This window comes from Actinacidiphila sp. bgisy145, from assembly GCF_057708125.1.
This window is the reverse complement of record NZ_JBYIRL010000042.1, coordinates 31,896-48,212: the sequence shown is the minus strand read 5'-3', so window position 1 is coordinate 48,212 and position 16,317 is coordinate 31,896. Positions and strand designations below refer to the sequence as shown.

11 protein-coding genes are annotated in these 16,317 nt (G+C 74.5%); 6 read left to right on the top strand and 5 right to left on the bottom strand.

Features of this window, described 5'->3' with window-relative positions:
• Positions 1-9 precede the first annotated feature (9 nt).
• Entirely contained in the window at positions 10-1,227 is a 1,218-nt protein-coding gene (locus tag AC3ERT_RS30085) for a cytochrome P450 (protein ID WP_335976979.1), read from the top strand.
• A gap of 13 nt (positions 1,228-1,240) precedes the next feature.
• Positions 1,241-2,485, top strand: a complete 1,245-nt coding sequence (locus AC3ERT_RS30080) for a cytochrome P450 family protein (RefSeq protein WP_435133911.1) — start codon at positions 1,241-1,243, stop codon at positions 2,483-2,485.
• A 115-nt stretch (positions 2,486-2,600) separates the two neighbouring features.
• Here AC3ERT_RS30080 and AC3ERT_RS30075 read toward each other — a convergent pair whose 3' ends face one another.
• Positions 2,601-6,011, bottom strand: a complete 3,411-nt coding sequence (locus tag AC3ERT_RS30075; protein ID WP_435177953.1) for a glycoside hydrolase family 3 C-terminal domain-containing protein — start codon at positions 6,009-6,011, stop codon at positions 2,601-2,603.
• Positions 6,012-6,231: 220 nt separating this feature from the next.
• Positions 6,232-6,705, bottom strand: coding sequence for a MarR family winged helix-turn-helix transcriptional regulator (locus AC3ERT_RS30070; RefSeq protein ID WP_435177951.1), 474 nt, complete (start codon positions 6,703-6,705; stop codon positions 6,232-6,234).
• Between the two features lie 72 nt (positions 6,706-6,777).
• Here AC3ERT_RS30070 and AC3ERT_RS30065 point away from each other — a divergent pair, with 72 nt between their 5' ends.
• Positions 6,778-8,229 carry an MDR family MFS transporter gene (locus AC3ERT_RS30065; protein WP_435177949.1) on the top strand — a complete coding sequence of 484 codons (1,452 nt, stop codon included), beginning with the start codon at positions 6,778-6,780 and terminating at the stop codon, positions 8,227-8,229.
• 49 nt (positions 8,230-8,278) lie between these two features.
• Here the strand turns inward: AC3ERT_RS30065 and AC3ERT_RS30060 are convergent, their stop codons facing one another.
• Positions 8,279-9,193: an oxidoreductase gene (locus AC3ERT_RS30060; RefSeq protein ID WP_435133901.1), complete on the bottom strand. Its 915-nt coding sequence runs from the start codon at positions 9,191-9,193 to the stop codon at positions 8,279-8,281.
• A gap of 24 nt (positions 9,194-9,217) precedes the next feature.
• Here AC3ERT_RS30060 and AC3ERT_RS30055 point away from each other — a divergent pair, with 24 nt between their 5' ends.
• The 3 genes from AC3ERT_RS30055 (at position 9,218) to AC3ERT_RS30045 (ending at position 13,100) form a co-directional block, all read left to right on the top strand.
• A complete protein-coding gene (locus AC3ERT_RS30055) occupies positions 9,218-10,105 on the top strand; it encodes a MurR/RpiR family transcriptional regulator (protein WP_435177947.1) in 888 nt (295 codons plus the stop codon).
• Positions 10,105-10,959, top strand: coding sequence for an EamA family transporter (locus tag AC3ERT_RS30050; RefSeq protein WP_435177945.1), 855 nt, complete (start codon positions 10,105-10,107; stop codon positions 10,957-10,959). Before AC3ERT_RS30055 ends, AC3ERT_RS30050 begins: the two co-directional genes overlap by 1 nt.
• Before the next feature lie 86 nt (positions 10,960-11,045).
• The gene (locus tag AC3ERT_RS30045) at positions 11,046-13,100 is read left to right on the top strand and encodes a WD40 repeat domain-containing serine/threonine protein kinase (protein WP_435177943.1); all 2,055 of its coding nucleotides are present in this window, start codon (positions 11,046-11,048) and stop codon (positions 13,098-13,100) included.
• Between the two features lie 81 nt (positions 13,101-13,181).
• Here AC3ERT_RS30045 and AC3ERT_RS30040 read toward each other — a convergent pair whose 3' ends face one another.
• Positions 13,182-14,918, bottom strand: coding sequence for an aromatic amino acid lyase (locus tag AC3ERT_RS30040; protein WP_435177941.1), 1,737 nt, complete (start codon positions 14,916-14,918; stop codon positions 13,182-13,184).
• Between the two features lie 200 nt (positions 14,919-15,118).
• Positions 15,119-16,093 (bottom strand): ABC transporter substrate-binding protein, encoded by a 975-nt coding sequence (locus tag AC3ERT_RS30035; protein WP_435133886.1) that lies wholly within the window; start codon positions 16,091-16,093, stop codon positions 15,119-15,121.
• Positions 16,094-16,317 lie beyond the last annotated feature (224 nt).

The following is a 16,317-nucleotide window of genomic DNA, read 5'->3' as shown; positions in this document are numbered from 1 at the left end:
ACCGGCCCTGTGCCGGCCCCTGCCGCGCCCGGCCGGCGCGTGCCGCTGCACACCGAGGAGTTCGCCGCCGACCCGCACGGCGCCTACGCCCGGATGCGGGCGGAGTTCGGCCCGCTGGTGCCGGTGGAGCTGGCCCCCGGCGTCCCGGCGACCCTCGTCATCGGGTACGCGCAGGCGCTGCGCATCCTCAACGACCCGCAGCGCTTCCCGGCCGACCCGCGGGTGTGGCAGCGCGACGTGCCCGACGACTGCCCGGTGAAGCCGATGATGGAGTGGCGGCCGAACGCGCTGCGCTCCTCCGGCGCGGAGCACCACCGCTACCGCGGGGCGAACACCGCGAGCCTGGACCGGGTCAACCAGCACCAGTTGCGGGCCACCGTGGAGCAGGTCGCCGCCGAGACGATCGGCGCGTTCAGCCCCACCGGGCACGCCGACCTGCTCACGCAGTACGCCTGGCCGATCGCGTTCCGGGTGCTCAACGAGATGCTGGGCTGCCCCCCGGAGATCGGGCAGCGGGTCGCCGCGGGCATGGCCGCGATCTTCGAGGGCGTGGACGCCGCCGCCGGCAACCTCCTGCTCGGGCAGGCGCTGCGCGACCTGACGTCCGGCAAGCGCGAGGCGCCCGGCGCGGACATCACCAGCTGGCTGATCGGGCACCCCGCGGAGCTGACCGACGAGGAGATGGACCACCAGCTGGTCACGCTCTACGGCGCGGGCATCGAGCCGACCACCAATCTGATCACCAACACGCTGCGGCTGCTGCTCACCGACGACCGGTTCTCCGGCGACCTGCACGCGGGCAGCCTGTCGGTGCGCGACGCGCTGGACGAACTGCTCTTCACCGACCCGCCGATGGCGTCGTACTGCGTGTCGTACCCGCCGCGGACGGTGGACGTCGAAGGGGTGCTGCTGCCCGCGCACCAGCCGGTCGTGATCTGCATGTCCGCCGCGAACAACGACCCGGCGATCGGCGCCGCGCCCACCCGGCGGGTCGGCAACCGCGCGCACCTGGCGTGGAGCAACGGCCCGCACGCCTGCCCGGCCAAGTCGCACGCCTACCTGATCGCCGAGACCGCGCTGGTCCACCTGCTCGACGCGCTGCCGGAGATGGATCTGGCCGTGCCCGCCGAGGAGTTGACCTGGCGGCCGGGCCCCTGGCACCGCGCGCTGACCGCGCTGCCGGTCACCTTCCCGCCCGTCCCCGCACCGCCCGCCTCCCCGAGCTGAACGGAGCACCGCCGTGTCCCAGTCCACCCCGTTCGTATTGGACCCCACCGGCTCCGACCCGGACTCCGAGCACGAGAAGCTGCGCGCGCAGGGCCCGGCCGCCCGCGTCGACGTCCTGGGGGTGCCGGCCTGGGCCGTCACCGACCCGGTGCTGCTCAAGCAGCTGCTGACCGGGCCGGACGTCTCCAAGGACGCCCGGCAGCACTGGCCCGCGTACGAACACGCCGTCGCGACCTGGCCGTTGGCGCTGTGGGTGTCGGTGCACAACATGTTCACCGCGTACGGCGGCGACCACCGCAGGCTGCGCCGGCTGGTGGCGCCCGCGTTCACCGCCCGCCGGATATCCGCGCTCGGCGCGCGCGTGGAGCAGATCGTCACCGACCTGCTCGACGGCCTGGGCACGCTCGCCGACGAAGCCCCCGGCGAACCGGTCGACCTGCGCGAGCACTTCGCCTACCCGCTGCCGATCCGGGTGATCAGCCACCTGATGGGTCTGCCCGAGGAGCAGCAGGCGGACTTCCGTACCGTGGTGGACGGGGTCTTCTCCACCACGCTCAGCCCCGAGGAGGCGATGGCCAACACCGTCCGCCTGTACGGGGTGCTGGACGACCTGATCGCCGCGAAGCGCACCGCGCCCGGCGACGACATGACCTCGCTGCTCATCGCCGCGCGCGACGACGAGGGCGACGGCTCCGCGCTGGACGAGACCGAGCTGCGCGACACGCTGCTGCTGATGATCAGCGCCGGCTACGAGACCACCGTCAACCTGCTCGACCAGGCGATCGCCGCGCTGCTGACCCACCCCGACCAGCTGGACCTGGTCCGCTCCGGCGGCGCCGACTGGTCGTCGGTGGTGGAGGAGACGCTGCGGCTGGAGCCGGCGGTGAAGAACCTGCCGATGCGGTTCGCGGTGCGCGACATACCGCTGCCCGACGGTCAGGTGATCGCCGCCGGTGAGCCGATCCTCGCCGCGTACGGTGCCGCCAACCGGCACCCGGACTGGCACGGCGAGAGCGCCGGGGAGTTCGACGTCACCCGCAGCGCGCCCGGCCCGGAACACCTCGCCTTCGGCCACGGCGTGCACTTCTGCCTCGGTGCGCCGCTGGCCCGGCTGGAGGCGGAGGTCGCGCTGCGCGCGTTCTTCGCCCGCTTCCCCGGCGCCCGGCTCGCGACGCCGCTGGGGGCGCTGCCGCGGGTGCCGTCCCTGATCACCAACGGCCACCAGACGCTTCCGGTGGTGCTGGGCCCGGCCGGCTGAGCAGCGGCGGGCCGCCCGGAACTCCCGGACGGCCCGCCGCCGTTGGGCCGTTGCGGTGCCTCAGCCCCGCGAAGCCGGCTCGGCCCCGCGATGCCGGCTCAACGCGCGGAGACGCTCAGCCCACGGAGAGCGCGAACACGTGGATGCCGGAGTCGGCGGGCAGCGTCACCGTGGCCACCGTCTTCGAGGCGTCGAGGGCGCCCCCGGTGGTGTACAGGCTCACCGCGTGCGCGCCGATGGTGTCGGTGGCCGGGCGGTTCCAGTTCGCGGTCGTCACCGCCAGCCGGCTGTTGCCGCCGGCCGCGTTGGCGTACCAGTCGGGGAAGTCCACGCTCAACTCCGTGCTGGTGCCGTCGGTGTAGGTGACGGTGACCGTGCCGGAGTGCGCGGAGCCGACCCCGGCGCCGAGCAGGACCTCGATGACCTGCCCGTTCGCCGCCACGTTGTCCGGTTGGCCGGGCTGGGTGTCCGGCCAGGTGTAGTCCAGCCCGTCGGCGGTGACGGTGGCGCCGGGGGTGTAGCCGACCGCCGCGAGCTGGGTGGCGGAGTAGCTGTAGCCGCCCGGGTCGAGGTTCCCGGTCGACGGGTCGCTGTCGGCGCTGATCCCCTCGTTGTCGTACGCGGCCGCGAGGGTGCGGTAGGGCACCACGGTGGTGGCGGTGCCGGTGCGGGTCTGCCGCCCGTCCAGGGTGTACGCCGCCTTGCCGGTGAGGGTGGCGGTCCCGGCGGCCGCGTCCGCGGGCGCGGTCACGGTCCAGGAGGTGCTGACCGCGGAGTGCGCGGCCACGGTCGGGTACGACGTGGTGCTGCCGGCGGCGGGCGCGGCGGTCCACCCGGCCGGCACGGTCAGCGCGAGCCGCGCGCCGCGTACCGCGGTGTCACCGGTGTTGGTGAAGGTCTGCCGCACCGTGGCGGTGCTGCCCGCCCCGGTGGTCGCCGCGGCGGTGACGGCGGTGGCCTGGACACCGGCGGTGCGGTGGACCGTCAGGGACGCGCTGAGCGGGGTGTCGGCGGAGGACTCGCCGACGTACACCGGGTAGCTGCCGTCCTGCACGGTCCAGTCGTGGTGGGCGCTGTCCCACACCCGCAGCGCGTCGGCGCCCAGGGTGAGCTGGACCCGCTTGGTCTGGCCGGGCGCCAACCGCACCTTCGCGAAGGTCTTCAGCTCCTTGGGGGGTTCGCCCGAGCCCTTGGGGTGCCCGAGGTAGACCTGCACCACCTCGGCGCCGGCGCGCTTGCCGGTGTTGGTGACGTCCACGCTCAGGCGCACCGGGTCGGTGGTGCCGCTGCCCGCGGTGAGCGTGCCCGCGCCGGGCGAGAGCACGGACAGGTGCGAGAGGCGGAACGTGGTGTACGTCAGGCCGTAGCCGAACGGGAACAGCGGGGTCTGGTCCTCGTCCTGGTACCAGCGGTAGCCGACGTCGAGCTGCTCGCTGTAGTCGTAGACGCCGTTCACCGCCGGGTAGCGGCCGGGGGCGGCGGCAACCGCGGTCTGGGTGTCGGTGGCCGGGAAGCTGACGGGCAGCCGGCCGCCGGGCGAGGCGTCGCCGGTGAGCAGGGCGGCCAGCGCGTTGCCGTCCTCCTGGCCCGGGTACCACATGTCGAGCACCGCGGGCACGTCCGCGAGCCACGGCATCAGCACCGGGGCGCCGGCCCGCAGCACCACGACGGTCTTCGGGTTGGCGGCGGCGACCGCCTCGATCAGGTCGTTCTCGTTGCCGGGCAGCGCCAGCGTGGTGCGGTCCGACCCCTCGCTGGAGTAGTCGCCGACCACCACGACGGCGGCGTCCGCGCTCTTCGCGGCGGCGACCGCGGCCTGGATCGAGGGGTCGGGCAGGCCCGGGGCCGCCCAGCCGACGCTCACCGACGCGCCGCCGGCGTTCTCGTAGTACTCCACGCGCAGGGTGTGCGGCTCGCCCGCGGTCAGCTGGACCGGGCTGCTGGTGGCCGTCTGGGCGCCGTGGTCGCCCCAGTTGTCGACGATCAGCTTGCCGTCGAGGTAGATCCGGCTGCCGTCGTCGCTCGTCGCGGCGAAGGTGTAGGCGGCGGTGGCCGGCGCGGTGACCGTACCGGTCCAGCGGGCCGAGAACCCGTCGGCGGGGATGCCGTCGCCCGGGGAGCCGTTGCCCCAGTCGAAGTCGATGTCGGTGTCGCTGCGGGTGAGGGCCGGGGTGCCGCTGAGCGTGGTGTTGGCGAAGTACTCGCCTTTCAGCCCGGTCAGCGCGGACGCCGGGATCGCCGGATACCCGCTGCCGTGCCCGGCCTTGACCGAGGTGATGTCCACGCCGCTGCCCAGCCGCGCGGTCAGCCCGCTCAGCGGGTCGACCGTCTTGTACGGGGTGACCGCCGAGCTGCCGCCGCCCCCGGTGACCGCGGTGTCGGCGTTCGGGCCGATCACGGCGAGCGAGCCGAGCTTGCCGGTGTCCAGCGGGAGCACCGAGCCGCTGTTCTTCAGCAGCACGCTGCCGTCCTCCGCGGCGGTGCGGGCGAACGCGCTGTCCGCGTCGAGGTCGGCCGTGACCGGCGCCTTCGGGTCGAACTGCCCGGTGCGGAACTCCAGCCGCAGGATGCGGCGGGCCGCGTCGTCCAGCACCGACTGCGGCACCTGCCCGGCGGCGACGGCCGCGGGCAGCTGGGCGAAGTACGTGGTGCCGGCGAACTCCTGGTCCAGGCCGGCGTTCGCGGCCGCGACGGTGCTGTGGTTGGCGGGGTAGTCGGTGTCCACCACCCCGTCGTACTTCCACTCGTCGAGCAGGATCTCCCGCAGGATCTGCGCGTTCTCGCACGCGTAGGTGCCGTTGACCTTGTTGTACGCGCACATCAGCGACCAGACGTGGCCGTCCTTGACCGCCTTCTCGAACGCGGGCAGGTAGATCTCGTGCAGGGTGCGCTCGTCGATGTCCGAGCTGGACGTGGTGCGGGCGTTCTCCTGGTTGTTGCCCGCGTAGTGCTTGACCTGCGCGGCCACGCCCTGGTCCTGGATGCCGCCGATCTCGGAACTGGCGATGTCGCCGGCGAGTTCGGGGTCCTCACCGAGCGTCTCGAAGTCGCGGCCGCCCAGCGGGGTGCGCACGATGTTCACCATCGGGCCGTAGATCACCTGGTAGCCGCGGGACCTGGCCTCGGTGCCCATCACCGCGCCGTACCGCTCGGCCAGTTCGGTGTCGAAGGACGCGGCCAGCGACACCGGGGCGGGCAGCGCGGTCGCCGGCTGCCCGTCGCGGACCCCGCTCGGCCCGTCGGTGAACTGCATCCCGGGGATGCCGAGCCGGTCGACGCCCGGGATGTAGCCGGTCGCGTGCGAGCCGCTCGGCTTGGCGACCGCCGTCATCAGCGACGCCTTCTCGGCGTTGGTCAGCTGTGCCAGCAGCAGGTCGACGCGCTTCTCCAGGGGCAGGTGGGCGTTGAGCCAGGGCCGCGCGGTGGCGGCGTCCTGCGGGTGTCCTGCGGCGACGGCCGCCGGCATCGCCATCGGTACGGTCAGAGCGACCGCGGCGGTCGCAGCGGCGACCGCGAGTCGAGCCATGCGCATACGATTTCTCCCAGGTGGGAACGATGCCCCGACCGCTTACGACCGGGCCATCTGCGGGTACCGAGTCGCGCTGTGTCCGCGTTCACAGGGTCCACAGGTTTCACAGGATGAACGCAAACGCCTGGAAGTGTGCGCCCGACGCATGGCAGCGTCAAGGAAGTGAACAGACCCGCACAACGCGGCGGCCCGCGGCCCAGCCGCCGCTGTCGCCGCGTCAGGCCGGCTGCGACGGAGTGATCTTGCGCAGGAGGTCGCGGAGCGTGGTGACCTCGGCGGGGGTCAGACCGGCGAACGAGCCGGGCGGGGTGGCGTCGGCGAGTTGGGCGCGGCGGGTGAGCGCACGGCCCTCGTCGGTCAGGACGATCACCTTGATCCGCCGGTCGGTGGGGTGCTGTTGGCGCGTGGCCAGCCCGCGCCGTTCGAGCGCGTCGACCAGCGAGGTCACGTAGGAGTTGTCGCAGCCCAGCCGCTTGGCGAGCTGCCGCATCGGGACCGGCTCGTCGAGCGGGAGGACGAGCAGCGCCCGTAGGGGCGCCAGCGGCAGCCCCGTCTCCTGGACGATCTGGTGGAAGGCCGCCATCGCGGCCGGATTGTGGCTGATCGCGCGGATGCGCTGCCACGCCTCGGCCGCGGCGTCGTCGCCGTGGTCGTCCGGGACCGGGATCGGAAGGTCTGACGCCGTGATCACATCGCCACCCTAGCCCATATCGCTGGCATCATCAATAGTTGAGTATGTCAGTGATAGTGCTAGCGTTTTTCCATGAGCCTCCGCCTGGATCAGAAGCCCGTCGTGGCGACGGTCTACGTCGCCGCCATGTTCATGGCCGTCATGGACACCACGATCGTCAACGTCGCCCTGCCCACGATCGGCAGCGACCTGCACGCCCGCGCCGGCAGCGTCGGCCTGGTCTCGATCGCCTACCTGGTGAGCCTGGCGGTGTTCATCCCCGCCTCCGGCTGGCTCGGTGACCTGATCGGCGGCAAGCGAGCGCTGCTGGGCGCGATCGGCCTGTTCACGCTCGCCTCGGCCCTGTGCGGGATCTCCACCGGCCTGGACGAGCTGGTCGCGTTCCGCGTCCTGCAGGGCGTCGGCGGCGCGGTGATGACCCCGGTCGGGCTGGCGATGCTCTTCCGGGTCCACCCGCCGGCCGAGCGGGTCCGGATCTCCGGTGTCCTGGCGCTGGTCACCGCGCTGGCACCGGCGCTGGGCCCGATCCTGGGCGGGGTGTTCACGACCTACGCATCCTGGCGGCTGGCGTTCTTCGTCAACGTGCCGATCGGCGCGGCGACGTTGGCGTACGGCGTCGCGGCCCTCGCCGGCCACGTCCCCGCCCGCCCCGGGCGGCTGGACGTCAAGGGCCTGCTGCTGTCCGGGCTGGGGCTGGGCTCGGTCATGTACGGCATCTGCGAGGGGCCGTCGCGGGGATGGACGGCCGCACCCGTCCTGGCCGCGGCCGGCGCGGGCGCGGCGCTGCTGGCGGCGCTGGTCCTCGTCGAGTCGCGGGCGGCGCACCCGCTGGTCGACCTGCGGCTGTTCGGCAACCGCATGTTCGCCTGCGCGACGGGCCTGTACGGCCTCGGCTCGGTCGCCTACCTCGGCGCGCTGTTCCTGGCCTCGCTGTTCTTCCAGGACGCGCTCGGCCTGTCCGCGGTGCGCGCGGGCCTGACGGTGTTCCCGTCCGCGCTCGGCGTCATGGCCGGTGGCCAGCTGGTGACCCGCGTGCTCTACCGGCGCTTCGGACCGCGTCGGATCGCGGCCGCCGGGCTGCTGGTCATGGCGGGCACGCTGGCCTCGATGACCGGGGTCGGCACCGGCGCCGCCACCGGGAGCGGCACCGTGCCGGTGCTGCTGGCCATGCTCGGCCTGGGCCTGGGCGTCTCCTTCGTGTTCATCCCCAGCCAGGCCGCGTCGATGGCCACGGTCTCCAAGGAGCGGACCGGGCGGGCGTCCTCGCTCTTCAACGCGGGCAAGCAGCTCGGCGGCGCCGTCGGGGTGGCGCTCCTCAGCAGCGTGCTCGCGGCCACGGGTCCGGCGCGGGGCGGCAGCGCGGGCCGCGCCGCCGCGGACCTGGGCGCGTACCACGCCGCGTTCCTCGTGGCCGCGGCCGTGTCGCTGCTGGCCCTTCCGGTCGCGCTCGCCGTCCGCGACGCGGACGCCGCCGCGACCATGGCGCCGCGTCAGGCCCCGCGCCCCGCACGGCAGTCGGGCTGACCGTCGCGACGTACCGCCGGCCGCCGGACCGGAGTCGGTGCGGCCGCGGTCACCCGGGGCCGTCGCTCGCGGCGGCCAGCAGCGGGACGAGGACGTCGCTGATCGGGGTGGGGATGCCGTGGGCGCGGGCGCGGCGCGGGATGACGCCGTTGCGGATGTCCCACTCGAGCGGGCGGCCGGCCTCGCGGTCGGCGAGGATGGAGGTGCCCAGGTCCGGCGGGAACGCCCGGAACGCGTCGACGATCTCCTGCGGCACCTCGTCGCCGAGCACCGCGCCCTCGGCCCGGGCGACCCGCAGGCACTCGCGCAGGTAGTCCGCCGTCAGCCGGGCGATGTCGGCGCGGGCGTACATGCCGGCGCGGCGCCCGGCCAGGACCATCAGCCCCGCACCCGCGTTCTGGAGCAGTTTGCGCCAGGCCACGGAGGTGAAGTCCGCGGCGAGGTCGACCAGGCACCGGGTGCCGTGCAGCGCGTCGACGACCACGCGGGCCGCGGGCACGTCCGGCAGCGTCAGGCGCGCCTGGCCCCGCAGCCGCACCGCGCCGTCCGGCTGGGCCTCGGCCGGGAACCACACGACCGAGGGCAGCACCGGGCAGCCGGGCGCGTACGGGGAGATCGCCGCTTCCTGCTCGACGCCGTTCTGGAGCGCGCAGACCACGGTGCCCGGTGCGCACAGCGCCGCCAGCCACGGTGCCGCGGCGGCGACCTGGGTGGACTTGACTGCCAGCAGCACCAGGCCGACCGGTTCGGCGTGTGCCGGGTCGGTGCGCACCGGGCCGGGCACGGCCACCAAGCCGTCCTCGTCCCGCAGTTCGAGGTGCGCGCGGGGTGTGCGGCCGTAGAGCGCCGGGGTGCGGCCGGCCTCGTGCAGGGCCGCCGCGACGGTGGTGCCGATCGCCCCGGGGCCGACCACGGCGACGGCCGGGCCGGTGGGCGGGTGCTGGGGATCGCCGGTCTGAGCCATGACCGCCACGTTACTCTGTTACACGTGGACGACAAAAGAGGTAACGATGTTTCGTCGCGGGCGGACGACCCGCTCACCCGCTGGCTCGGCACCGTACGGGCGCGCAGCGGCGCCCTGCCCGCGAGCGAGGCGAAGGTGGTCGAACTCCTCCTCGCCGACCCGCTGTTCGTCGGCACCGGCACCACCGCGCAGGTCGCCGCACGCGCCGGGGTGTCCGCCCCGAGCGTGGTCCGCGCCGCCCGCGCGATCGGCTACCAGGGCTTCACCGAACTCAAGTTGGAGATCGCCCGCGCCCGCGGCACCACCGAGTTCTTCGCGCCCTCCGCCGCGCTCACCGAGGACGCCACCCCCGCCGCGGTGGTCGAGGCAGCAGTCCGCACCGGCCACGACGCGCTGACCGCGCTCGCCGGCGCCCTGGACCCGGCCGCCGTGGACGCGGCGGCCGACGCGGTGCGGGCGGCCGGCCAGGTCCTCGTCGTGGGCGCGGGCACCTCCGCCGCGGTCGCCGCGGACGCCGTCTTCCGGCTGCGCGCGCTCGGCGCGCGGGCCACCGGCATCGCCGACCACGAGTCGGCGATGATCGCCACGCGCCTGCTGCACGCCGGCGACGTCGTCATCGCGGTCAGCGCCACCGGCCGCACCTCCTCCACGGTCGCCGTCGCCGACGCCGCCAACTCCGGCGACGCCACGCTGATCGCGATCACCGACCACTACGGCACGCCACTGGCGTCCCTCGCGGACGTCGCCCTCGTCGTCGGCGGCTCGCCGCTGCCCGCGCAGATGGCCGCCGCGGGCAGCCGCCTCGCCCACCTCGTCACCGTCGACGCCCTCGCCGCCGCGCTCGCCCTGCGCGACCCCGAGCGCCGCCGCCTGGCCGACCGCGCCGGCATCGACCTCCCCGACATCTCCTGATGCGCCCGGGCACGATATCGATCGTCCTCGTCGCGGCCGCCGCCCACGCGGTGTGGAACACGGTGTCGAAGTACAAGCGGGGCGACACCGCCGTGTTCGTGTGGGCCTACACCTGCGCCGCGACCCTGCTGTGCGTACCGATCGGGGCCGTCCCCCTCATCACCGGTGCGCAGCACGCCACTTGGCGGCTCGGGGCCACCTGCCTGGTCTCGGCCGGACTGCACGCGGTGTACTCGCTGACGCTCCAGACCGGTTACGACCGCTACGAACTCGGCGTGGTCTACCCCGTGGCCCGCGGCACCGGGCCGGTGCTGACGATGTGCTTCGCGATCCTCCTGCTCGGGGAGCGGCCCACCGCGGTCGCGGTGCTCGGCGCGGCCGTGGTGGTGGCCGGGGTGGCCGTCGTGACCGGCAACCCGTTCCGCGGCGGCGGGGCCGACCCCCGCGGGGGCGTGCTGTGGGGCGCGGCCACCGGTGCCACGATCGCCGCGTACACCCTCTGGGACGGCTACGCGGTCGCGTCGATCGCGCCCGTCACGTACTTCACCGGCACGTTCCTGTTGCAGAGCCTGGTCCTCACCCCCCGGGCGCTGCGCCGCCGGGAGCGGATACCGGCCGCCCTGCGCACCGACACCGGACCGATCCTGACGGTCGCGGTGTTCTCGCCGCTCGCCTACATCCTCGTCCTCACCGCGATGCGCACCGCGCCCGTCGCCCTCGTCGCCCCGCTGCGCGAGTCCTCCATCGTCCTCGGCTCCTTCCTCGCCTGGCGCCTCTTCCACGAGGGCGACCTCGCCCGCCGCATCCTGGGCGCCGCCATCGTCCTGGCCGGCATCGCGGCCCTCAGCCTCTGACGGCCGGGGGCGGCGCCCAACACGCCCGCGAGCCCGCGCTGTTCGGGGAGTGGTTGGGGCGTGGGGGCGGGGCTAGGGTGGCGGGCGTGACGGAGCGGGCGGGGAGCGTGGTGGCGGGGCGGTACCGGCTGGTCGAGGTGGTCGGGCGGGGCGGGATGGGGCGGGTGTGGCGCGGCCTGGACGAGGTGCTCGGGCGCGAGGTGGCCGTCAAGGAAGTGGTGCTGGCACCGCAGTTGGCGGAGGACGAGCGGCAGGCGCTGATCCGGCGGGCGACGGCGGAGGCGCGGACGGCGGCGCGGCTGAGCCACGAGGGCATCGTGACCGTGCACGACGCGGTGGAGGACGACGAGGTCCCCTGGATCGTCATGGAGTTCGTCCGGGGCGGGTCGCTGGGCGACGCGGTCCGGCGCGAGGGACGGCTCGACCGGCACCGGGTGGCGGCGGTCGGCGCGCGGATGGCCGAGGCACTGGCGCACGCGCACGCCGCGGGCGTGGTGCACCGCGACCTGAAACCGGACAACGTGCTGCTGGCCGCGCAGGGCGCGGTCCTCACGGACTTCGGCATCTCCCGCATCCTGGACGCCACGACCCGGCTGACCCGCACGCACACCATGGTGGGCACCCCGCAGTACATGGCGCCCGAGCAGTTGGAGGGCGGGCCGGGCGGACCGGCGAGCGACGTGTGGGCGCTGGCGGCGACGCTGTACACGGCCGTCGAGGGCCACCCGCCGTTCGACGGGCCGACGTTGACCGCCGTCATCGCCGCCGTGCTGACCCGCGAACCCGAAGCGCCGCGCGAGGCGGGGCCGTTGGCGCCGCTCATCCTGGCCGCGCTGGCCAAGGACCCCGAGCAGCGCCCCGGCGCCGCGACCCTGGGGCGCCGCCTGCGCGACCTCGCCGGCACGGAGGACGCCGTCCCGGCCCCCGCCGACCCGACGCCCACCGCCCCCGCCGACCCGACGCCCACCGCACCGGCCACCCCGGCGCACCCTCCCACCGCATCTCCGGCCCCCGCCTCCGACCTCACCACCGAAACCGCCCTGGTCCCGCCCCCGGTCACCAACCCCCCGGCCCCGCCCGCCACCCGCCGCCGCGCCCTCCTGCTCGGCGCCGCCGGCCTCGCCGTGGCCGCCGCGGGCGCGACCACCGCCGCGCTCCTGGTCCCCGGCGGCCACCACGGCGGCACCGACGCCAAGTCCACCCCCGCCCCCGGCGCCAAGTCCACCGCGACAGGCAGCGCCGCGGACTTCACCAGTTACCAGGGCGGCGTGAACTCGATCGCGTTCAGCCCCGACGGCAGGACCCTCGCGGGCGGCTGCGACGACCACGCCGTACGCCTGTGGGACGTCGCCACCCGCCGTACGGCCACGCTCACCGGCCACACCGGCGCCGTGAAGGCCGTGGCGTTCAGCCCCGACGGGACCATGCTGGCCACCGGAGGCGAGGACAGCACGGTGCGGCTGTGGCACGTCGCCACCCGCACCGCGTTCTCCACCCTGTCCCCGGGGGACACGGTGGAGCACCTGGCGATCAGCCCAGACGGGAAGACGCTGGCCACCTCGGGCACCCTGTACCCGGCCCTGTGGGACCTGCCGTCCGGCGCGTTCCGCACCCTGCTCACCGGGGACGGCGTCATCCTGGACTCGCTGGCCTTCTCCCCCGACGGCCGGACCCTGGCCAGCGGCGCCTTCGACAGCCGCGACTACCAGGTGGGCCTGTGGAAGGTCACCGCCCACCCCGGCCGCACCCTCGACTACACGGCGCTCCTCGTCAGCGGGAAGACCGGCCTCGTCGCCACCATGGCCTCCGTCGCCTTCAGCCCCGACGGCAGGAACCTCGCAGGCGGCGGCAGCACCCTGTCCGACAACGGCACCACGGTGTGGGACCTGGCCGGCCGCTCGGTGGTCACCACCGTCACCACCCCCTCCGGCGCCCCGAACGCGGTCGCCTACAGCCCCGACGGCAAGGCGCTCGCCGGGGGTATGAGCGACGGCACCGCCTGGCTGTGGAACCTCCCCACCTACGCCGTGATGGCCACGAGCAAGGGCCACCCGGGCGGGGTCCGGTCCCTCGCGTTCAGCCCCGACGGGAAGACGGTCGCGCTCGCGAGCAGGACGGTACGGCTGTGGGACGTGGGCTGAACCCGGGCCCTACCGGCGGTCGGAGCAGGCGATCAGAGCCGGCGGAGCCCGCTGGGGCAGCCCGCGGTCAGAGCGCCGCGGTCACAGCGCCGCGAGCGCGGGCAGCAGGAGCGTGGCCGCGGTCACGTCGGCGGTGAGCGCGCGGTCCCCCGGCGCCGACGGCAGCCCGGGCGAGTCCAGCACCGCGCGGACCGGCGCGTCCGCGGCGAGCAGCGCCGACGGCTGGGTACGCAACGCCCGTACAGCCGCGACGAGTTCGCAGGCCAGCACCAGCCGGTAGGCGCCCGCCGCGCGCAGCGCCTGCCGCGCCGCCTGCGAGGCGAAGCTCGCCGCCTCCTCCAGCCCGCGGGAGATGACGGCGTGCCCGGCCGAGGCGGGCGCGGACGCGGCGGCCCGCAGCTCCGCGAGCGCGGAGTTGGCGCTGTACTCCAGGATCATGATCCCCGAACTGGCGGCCGGGCCGTCGGCGAGGAAGGGCCGCAGCCCGGTGATGTCGGGGTCGCCGAGGTGCCCGAGGCGCGCGGCGGACAGCCGCGCGGTCTGGAGCACCGACAGCGCGAGCTGGTCGAGCCCGAGGCCGAGCGGCGCGGCGAAGAACCCGCCGTGGTGGTGGACCGCGGGCCCGCCGTCCGGCCCGCCGTCCTCGCTGATCAGCGGGTTCTCCGGCGGGCAGTTGATCTCGACGCCGACCACCCGGCGCAGCGCCCCGACCGACTCCAGCGCGGGCCCGTGCACCTGCGGGAACGCCCGGAAGCCGTACGGGTCCTGGATGCGCCGACCCGGCACCTGCGGCCGGTCCGGCTGCCCGAGCAGCCGGCGCACCTCGGCGGCGGCGTGCCGGGTCCCGGCGTACGGGCGCAGCGCGTGCACCGGCGCGGCGTACGCCTCCAGGGAACCGCCGACCGCGGCCAGCGAGAGCGCGGCGACCGCGTGCGAGGCGCGCAGCAGCACGTCGATGTCGTGGCAGACCAGCGCGGCCTGGCCGAGCGCCAGGGCGTTGCTGCTCATCAGGGCGAGGCCGTCGCCGCGCTGGAGGGCGACGGGCGCGGGTCCGGGCGCGGTCGCGCTGGTCCGCGGCGGCACCAGCGGCCCGCCGCCGGGGTACGGATCGGCGTGCACCCCCACCGGCGCCTGGTCGTACGCACCCGCGCCGTCCGGCGAACCGCCGCCGTACGCACCGGCGCCGCCGTCCGCACCCGCGCCGGCCTCCGGCCCGATCGGGTCCAGTTCCGGGCCGAGCGGCCCCACCGGGTCGGCCAGCCAGGGCCGTTCACCGATGAGCGTCAGCCCGGTCTGCGCCAGTGCCGTCAGGTCGCCGGTGCCCACCGCCCCGAACTCGTTGACCGCCGGGTGCACATGCAGCCGCAGCGCCTCGACCATCGCCCGCACCAGCGCGGGTTGCAGTCCGGAGCCGCCGGCGAGCACCTGGTTGGCGCGGACCGCGAGCATCGCGCGGACCTCGCGGGCCGGCAGCAGCGCGCCGACGCCCCCGGCGTGGCTGCGCAGCAGCCGCAGGTCCTGCTCGTCCTTGTCCTCGTCGCTGAGGAAGACCATCCGGTTGGCGCCGACGCCGGTGTCGCGGCCGTAGATCCGGCCGGAGGCGGCGAGCCGGCGGGCGGTGTGCCAGGAGCGCTCGGCCCGGGCGTACGCCTCGGCCGGGACGGCGGGCTCGGTCACGCCGTCGGCGAGGAGCGCGACGCCGTCGGCGTCGAGGCCGAAGCCGTCGAGGACCGCGTTTCCGGGCGCCGCACCCGCGCGCCGGGGCGCGGGGGAAGCCTCGTGGCCGCGGTGCGACGACGACTCAGGGGGTGTTCCCATGGTCGCCTCCGGCGGGGCCCGTGCTGAGAGGTGGAGGGTGAACTCGCGTGCCGCACGGCCGGATCGACCGTGCGCGTCGAGATGCTACGCCGGGCCTTCGGCGCGTCGCGCGCCGCCCCCCGGGGTTCCGTGGTAGCGGGACCCCGGGGCCCGGGACGGCCGGCGACTCGGCCGGCGGCCCGGGTGGTGCGGCGCCCGGTTCAGCTGGTGATGCCGATGGACTTCAGCCACGCCTGCGCGACGGCCAGCGGGTCCTTCTTCTCCGTCTGCACCTGGGTGTCGAGGTCGAGCAGCTTCGCGGTGTCGAGCTTCGCCGACACGTTGTTGAGCGCGTCGATCCCGGTCTGGTTCAGCCCGGTCTTGTAGTACAGCGGCAGCACGTTGCCGAAGCCGAAGAGGTTCTTCGGGTCCTGGAGCGTGACGAACTTCTCGGCGGTGATCGTCGGGTCCGTGGTGAAGATGTCCGCGGCCTGGACGTTGTTGTTCTTCAGCGCCGACTCGGTGAGCGGGCCGCCGGCGTCCAGCGCCTTGAACGACTTGGGCACCACGTTGTACTCGGACTTCAGGCCCACCAGGCCCTGCTGCCGGGTCTGGAACTCCGGCGAGCCGCCGATCACGATGTCCTTGCTGATCGCGGCGAGGTCGGCGATCGAGGACGACCCGGTCAGGTGGTACTTCTTCGCGGTGGCGGCGTTGACCGTCACCGAGTCCTTGTCCTGCGCCGGGGAGTCGGAGAGCACGGCCAGCTTCGGGTCGAGCTTGGCGGTGATCGCGGCGTCGGTCTCGGCCGCGGTCTTCGCCACCGCCTTCGGGTTCAGGTACGACAGCAGGGCGCCGTTGAACTCCGGCAGCACCGTGAGCGTGCCGTTCTTCAGCATCCCGTAGGTGGTCTCGCGGGTGCCGATGTTGAGCTTGTAGCTGACCTTGATGCCCTTGGCCTTGAGCGTCTCGCCGTAGATGTAGGCGAGCACGGTGCTCTCGGCGAAGTTGTTGGAGCCGACGACCACGGTGCCGCCGGACGCCTTCTTCCCGGCCAGCGGGTCGCCGCCGCTGCCGCTGTCCGACGAGGAGGAACAGCCTGCCAGCAGTGGCGCCGCCACGGCAGCGACCGCCGCCACCGCGGCAAGTCGGCGGTAGCTCGGGCTGGTCCAGGTGCTGTTCTCGCGAGTTGTCACGGTTTCCGCTTCCGCCTCGGTGTTCGAAAGATGATCAACGGTGTTCGAAACATGCCTGCCGACGATCCAATCCAGCAGCTTCCGTCGCAGTCAAGCGAACCCTGGTCACTGATTGGCATCGGCGCGACCGCGGCGGCCGGCCGGGCGGTCGGAGCGCACCGCGCTGACCTGCGACAAAGTCGATTTTCTGCCGACTAGGGCGGGTACGTGCGTAACAGGATCTT

What these genes read in the sequence shown, in the direction of transcription:
- AC3ERT_RS30075 (WP_435177953.1), bottom strand. Translation starts at nt 6,011, where the DNA reads ATGGCTCGACTCGCGGTCGCCGCTGCGACCGCCGCGGTCGCTCTGACC.
- AC3ERT_RS30065 (WP_435177949.1), top strand. Translation starts at nt 6,778, where the DNA reads ATGAGCCTCCGCCTGGATCAGAAGCCCGTCGTGGCGACGGTCTACGTC.
- AC3ERT_RS30060 (WP_435133901.1), bottom strand. Translation starts at nt 9,193, where the DNA reads ATGGCTCAGACCGGCGATCCCCAGCACCCGCCCACCGGCCCGGCCGTC.
- AC3ERT_RS30050 (WP_435177945.1), top strand. Translation starts at nt 10,105, where the DNA reads ATGCGCCCGGGCACGATATCGATCGTCCTCGTCGCGGCCGCCGCCCAC.
- AC3ERT_RS30040 (WP_435177941.1), bottom strand. Translation starts at nt 14,918, where the DNA reads ATGGGAACACCCCCTGAGTCGTCGTCGCACCGCGGCCACGAGGCTTCC.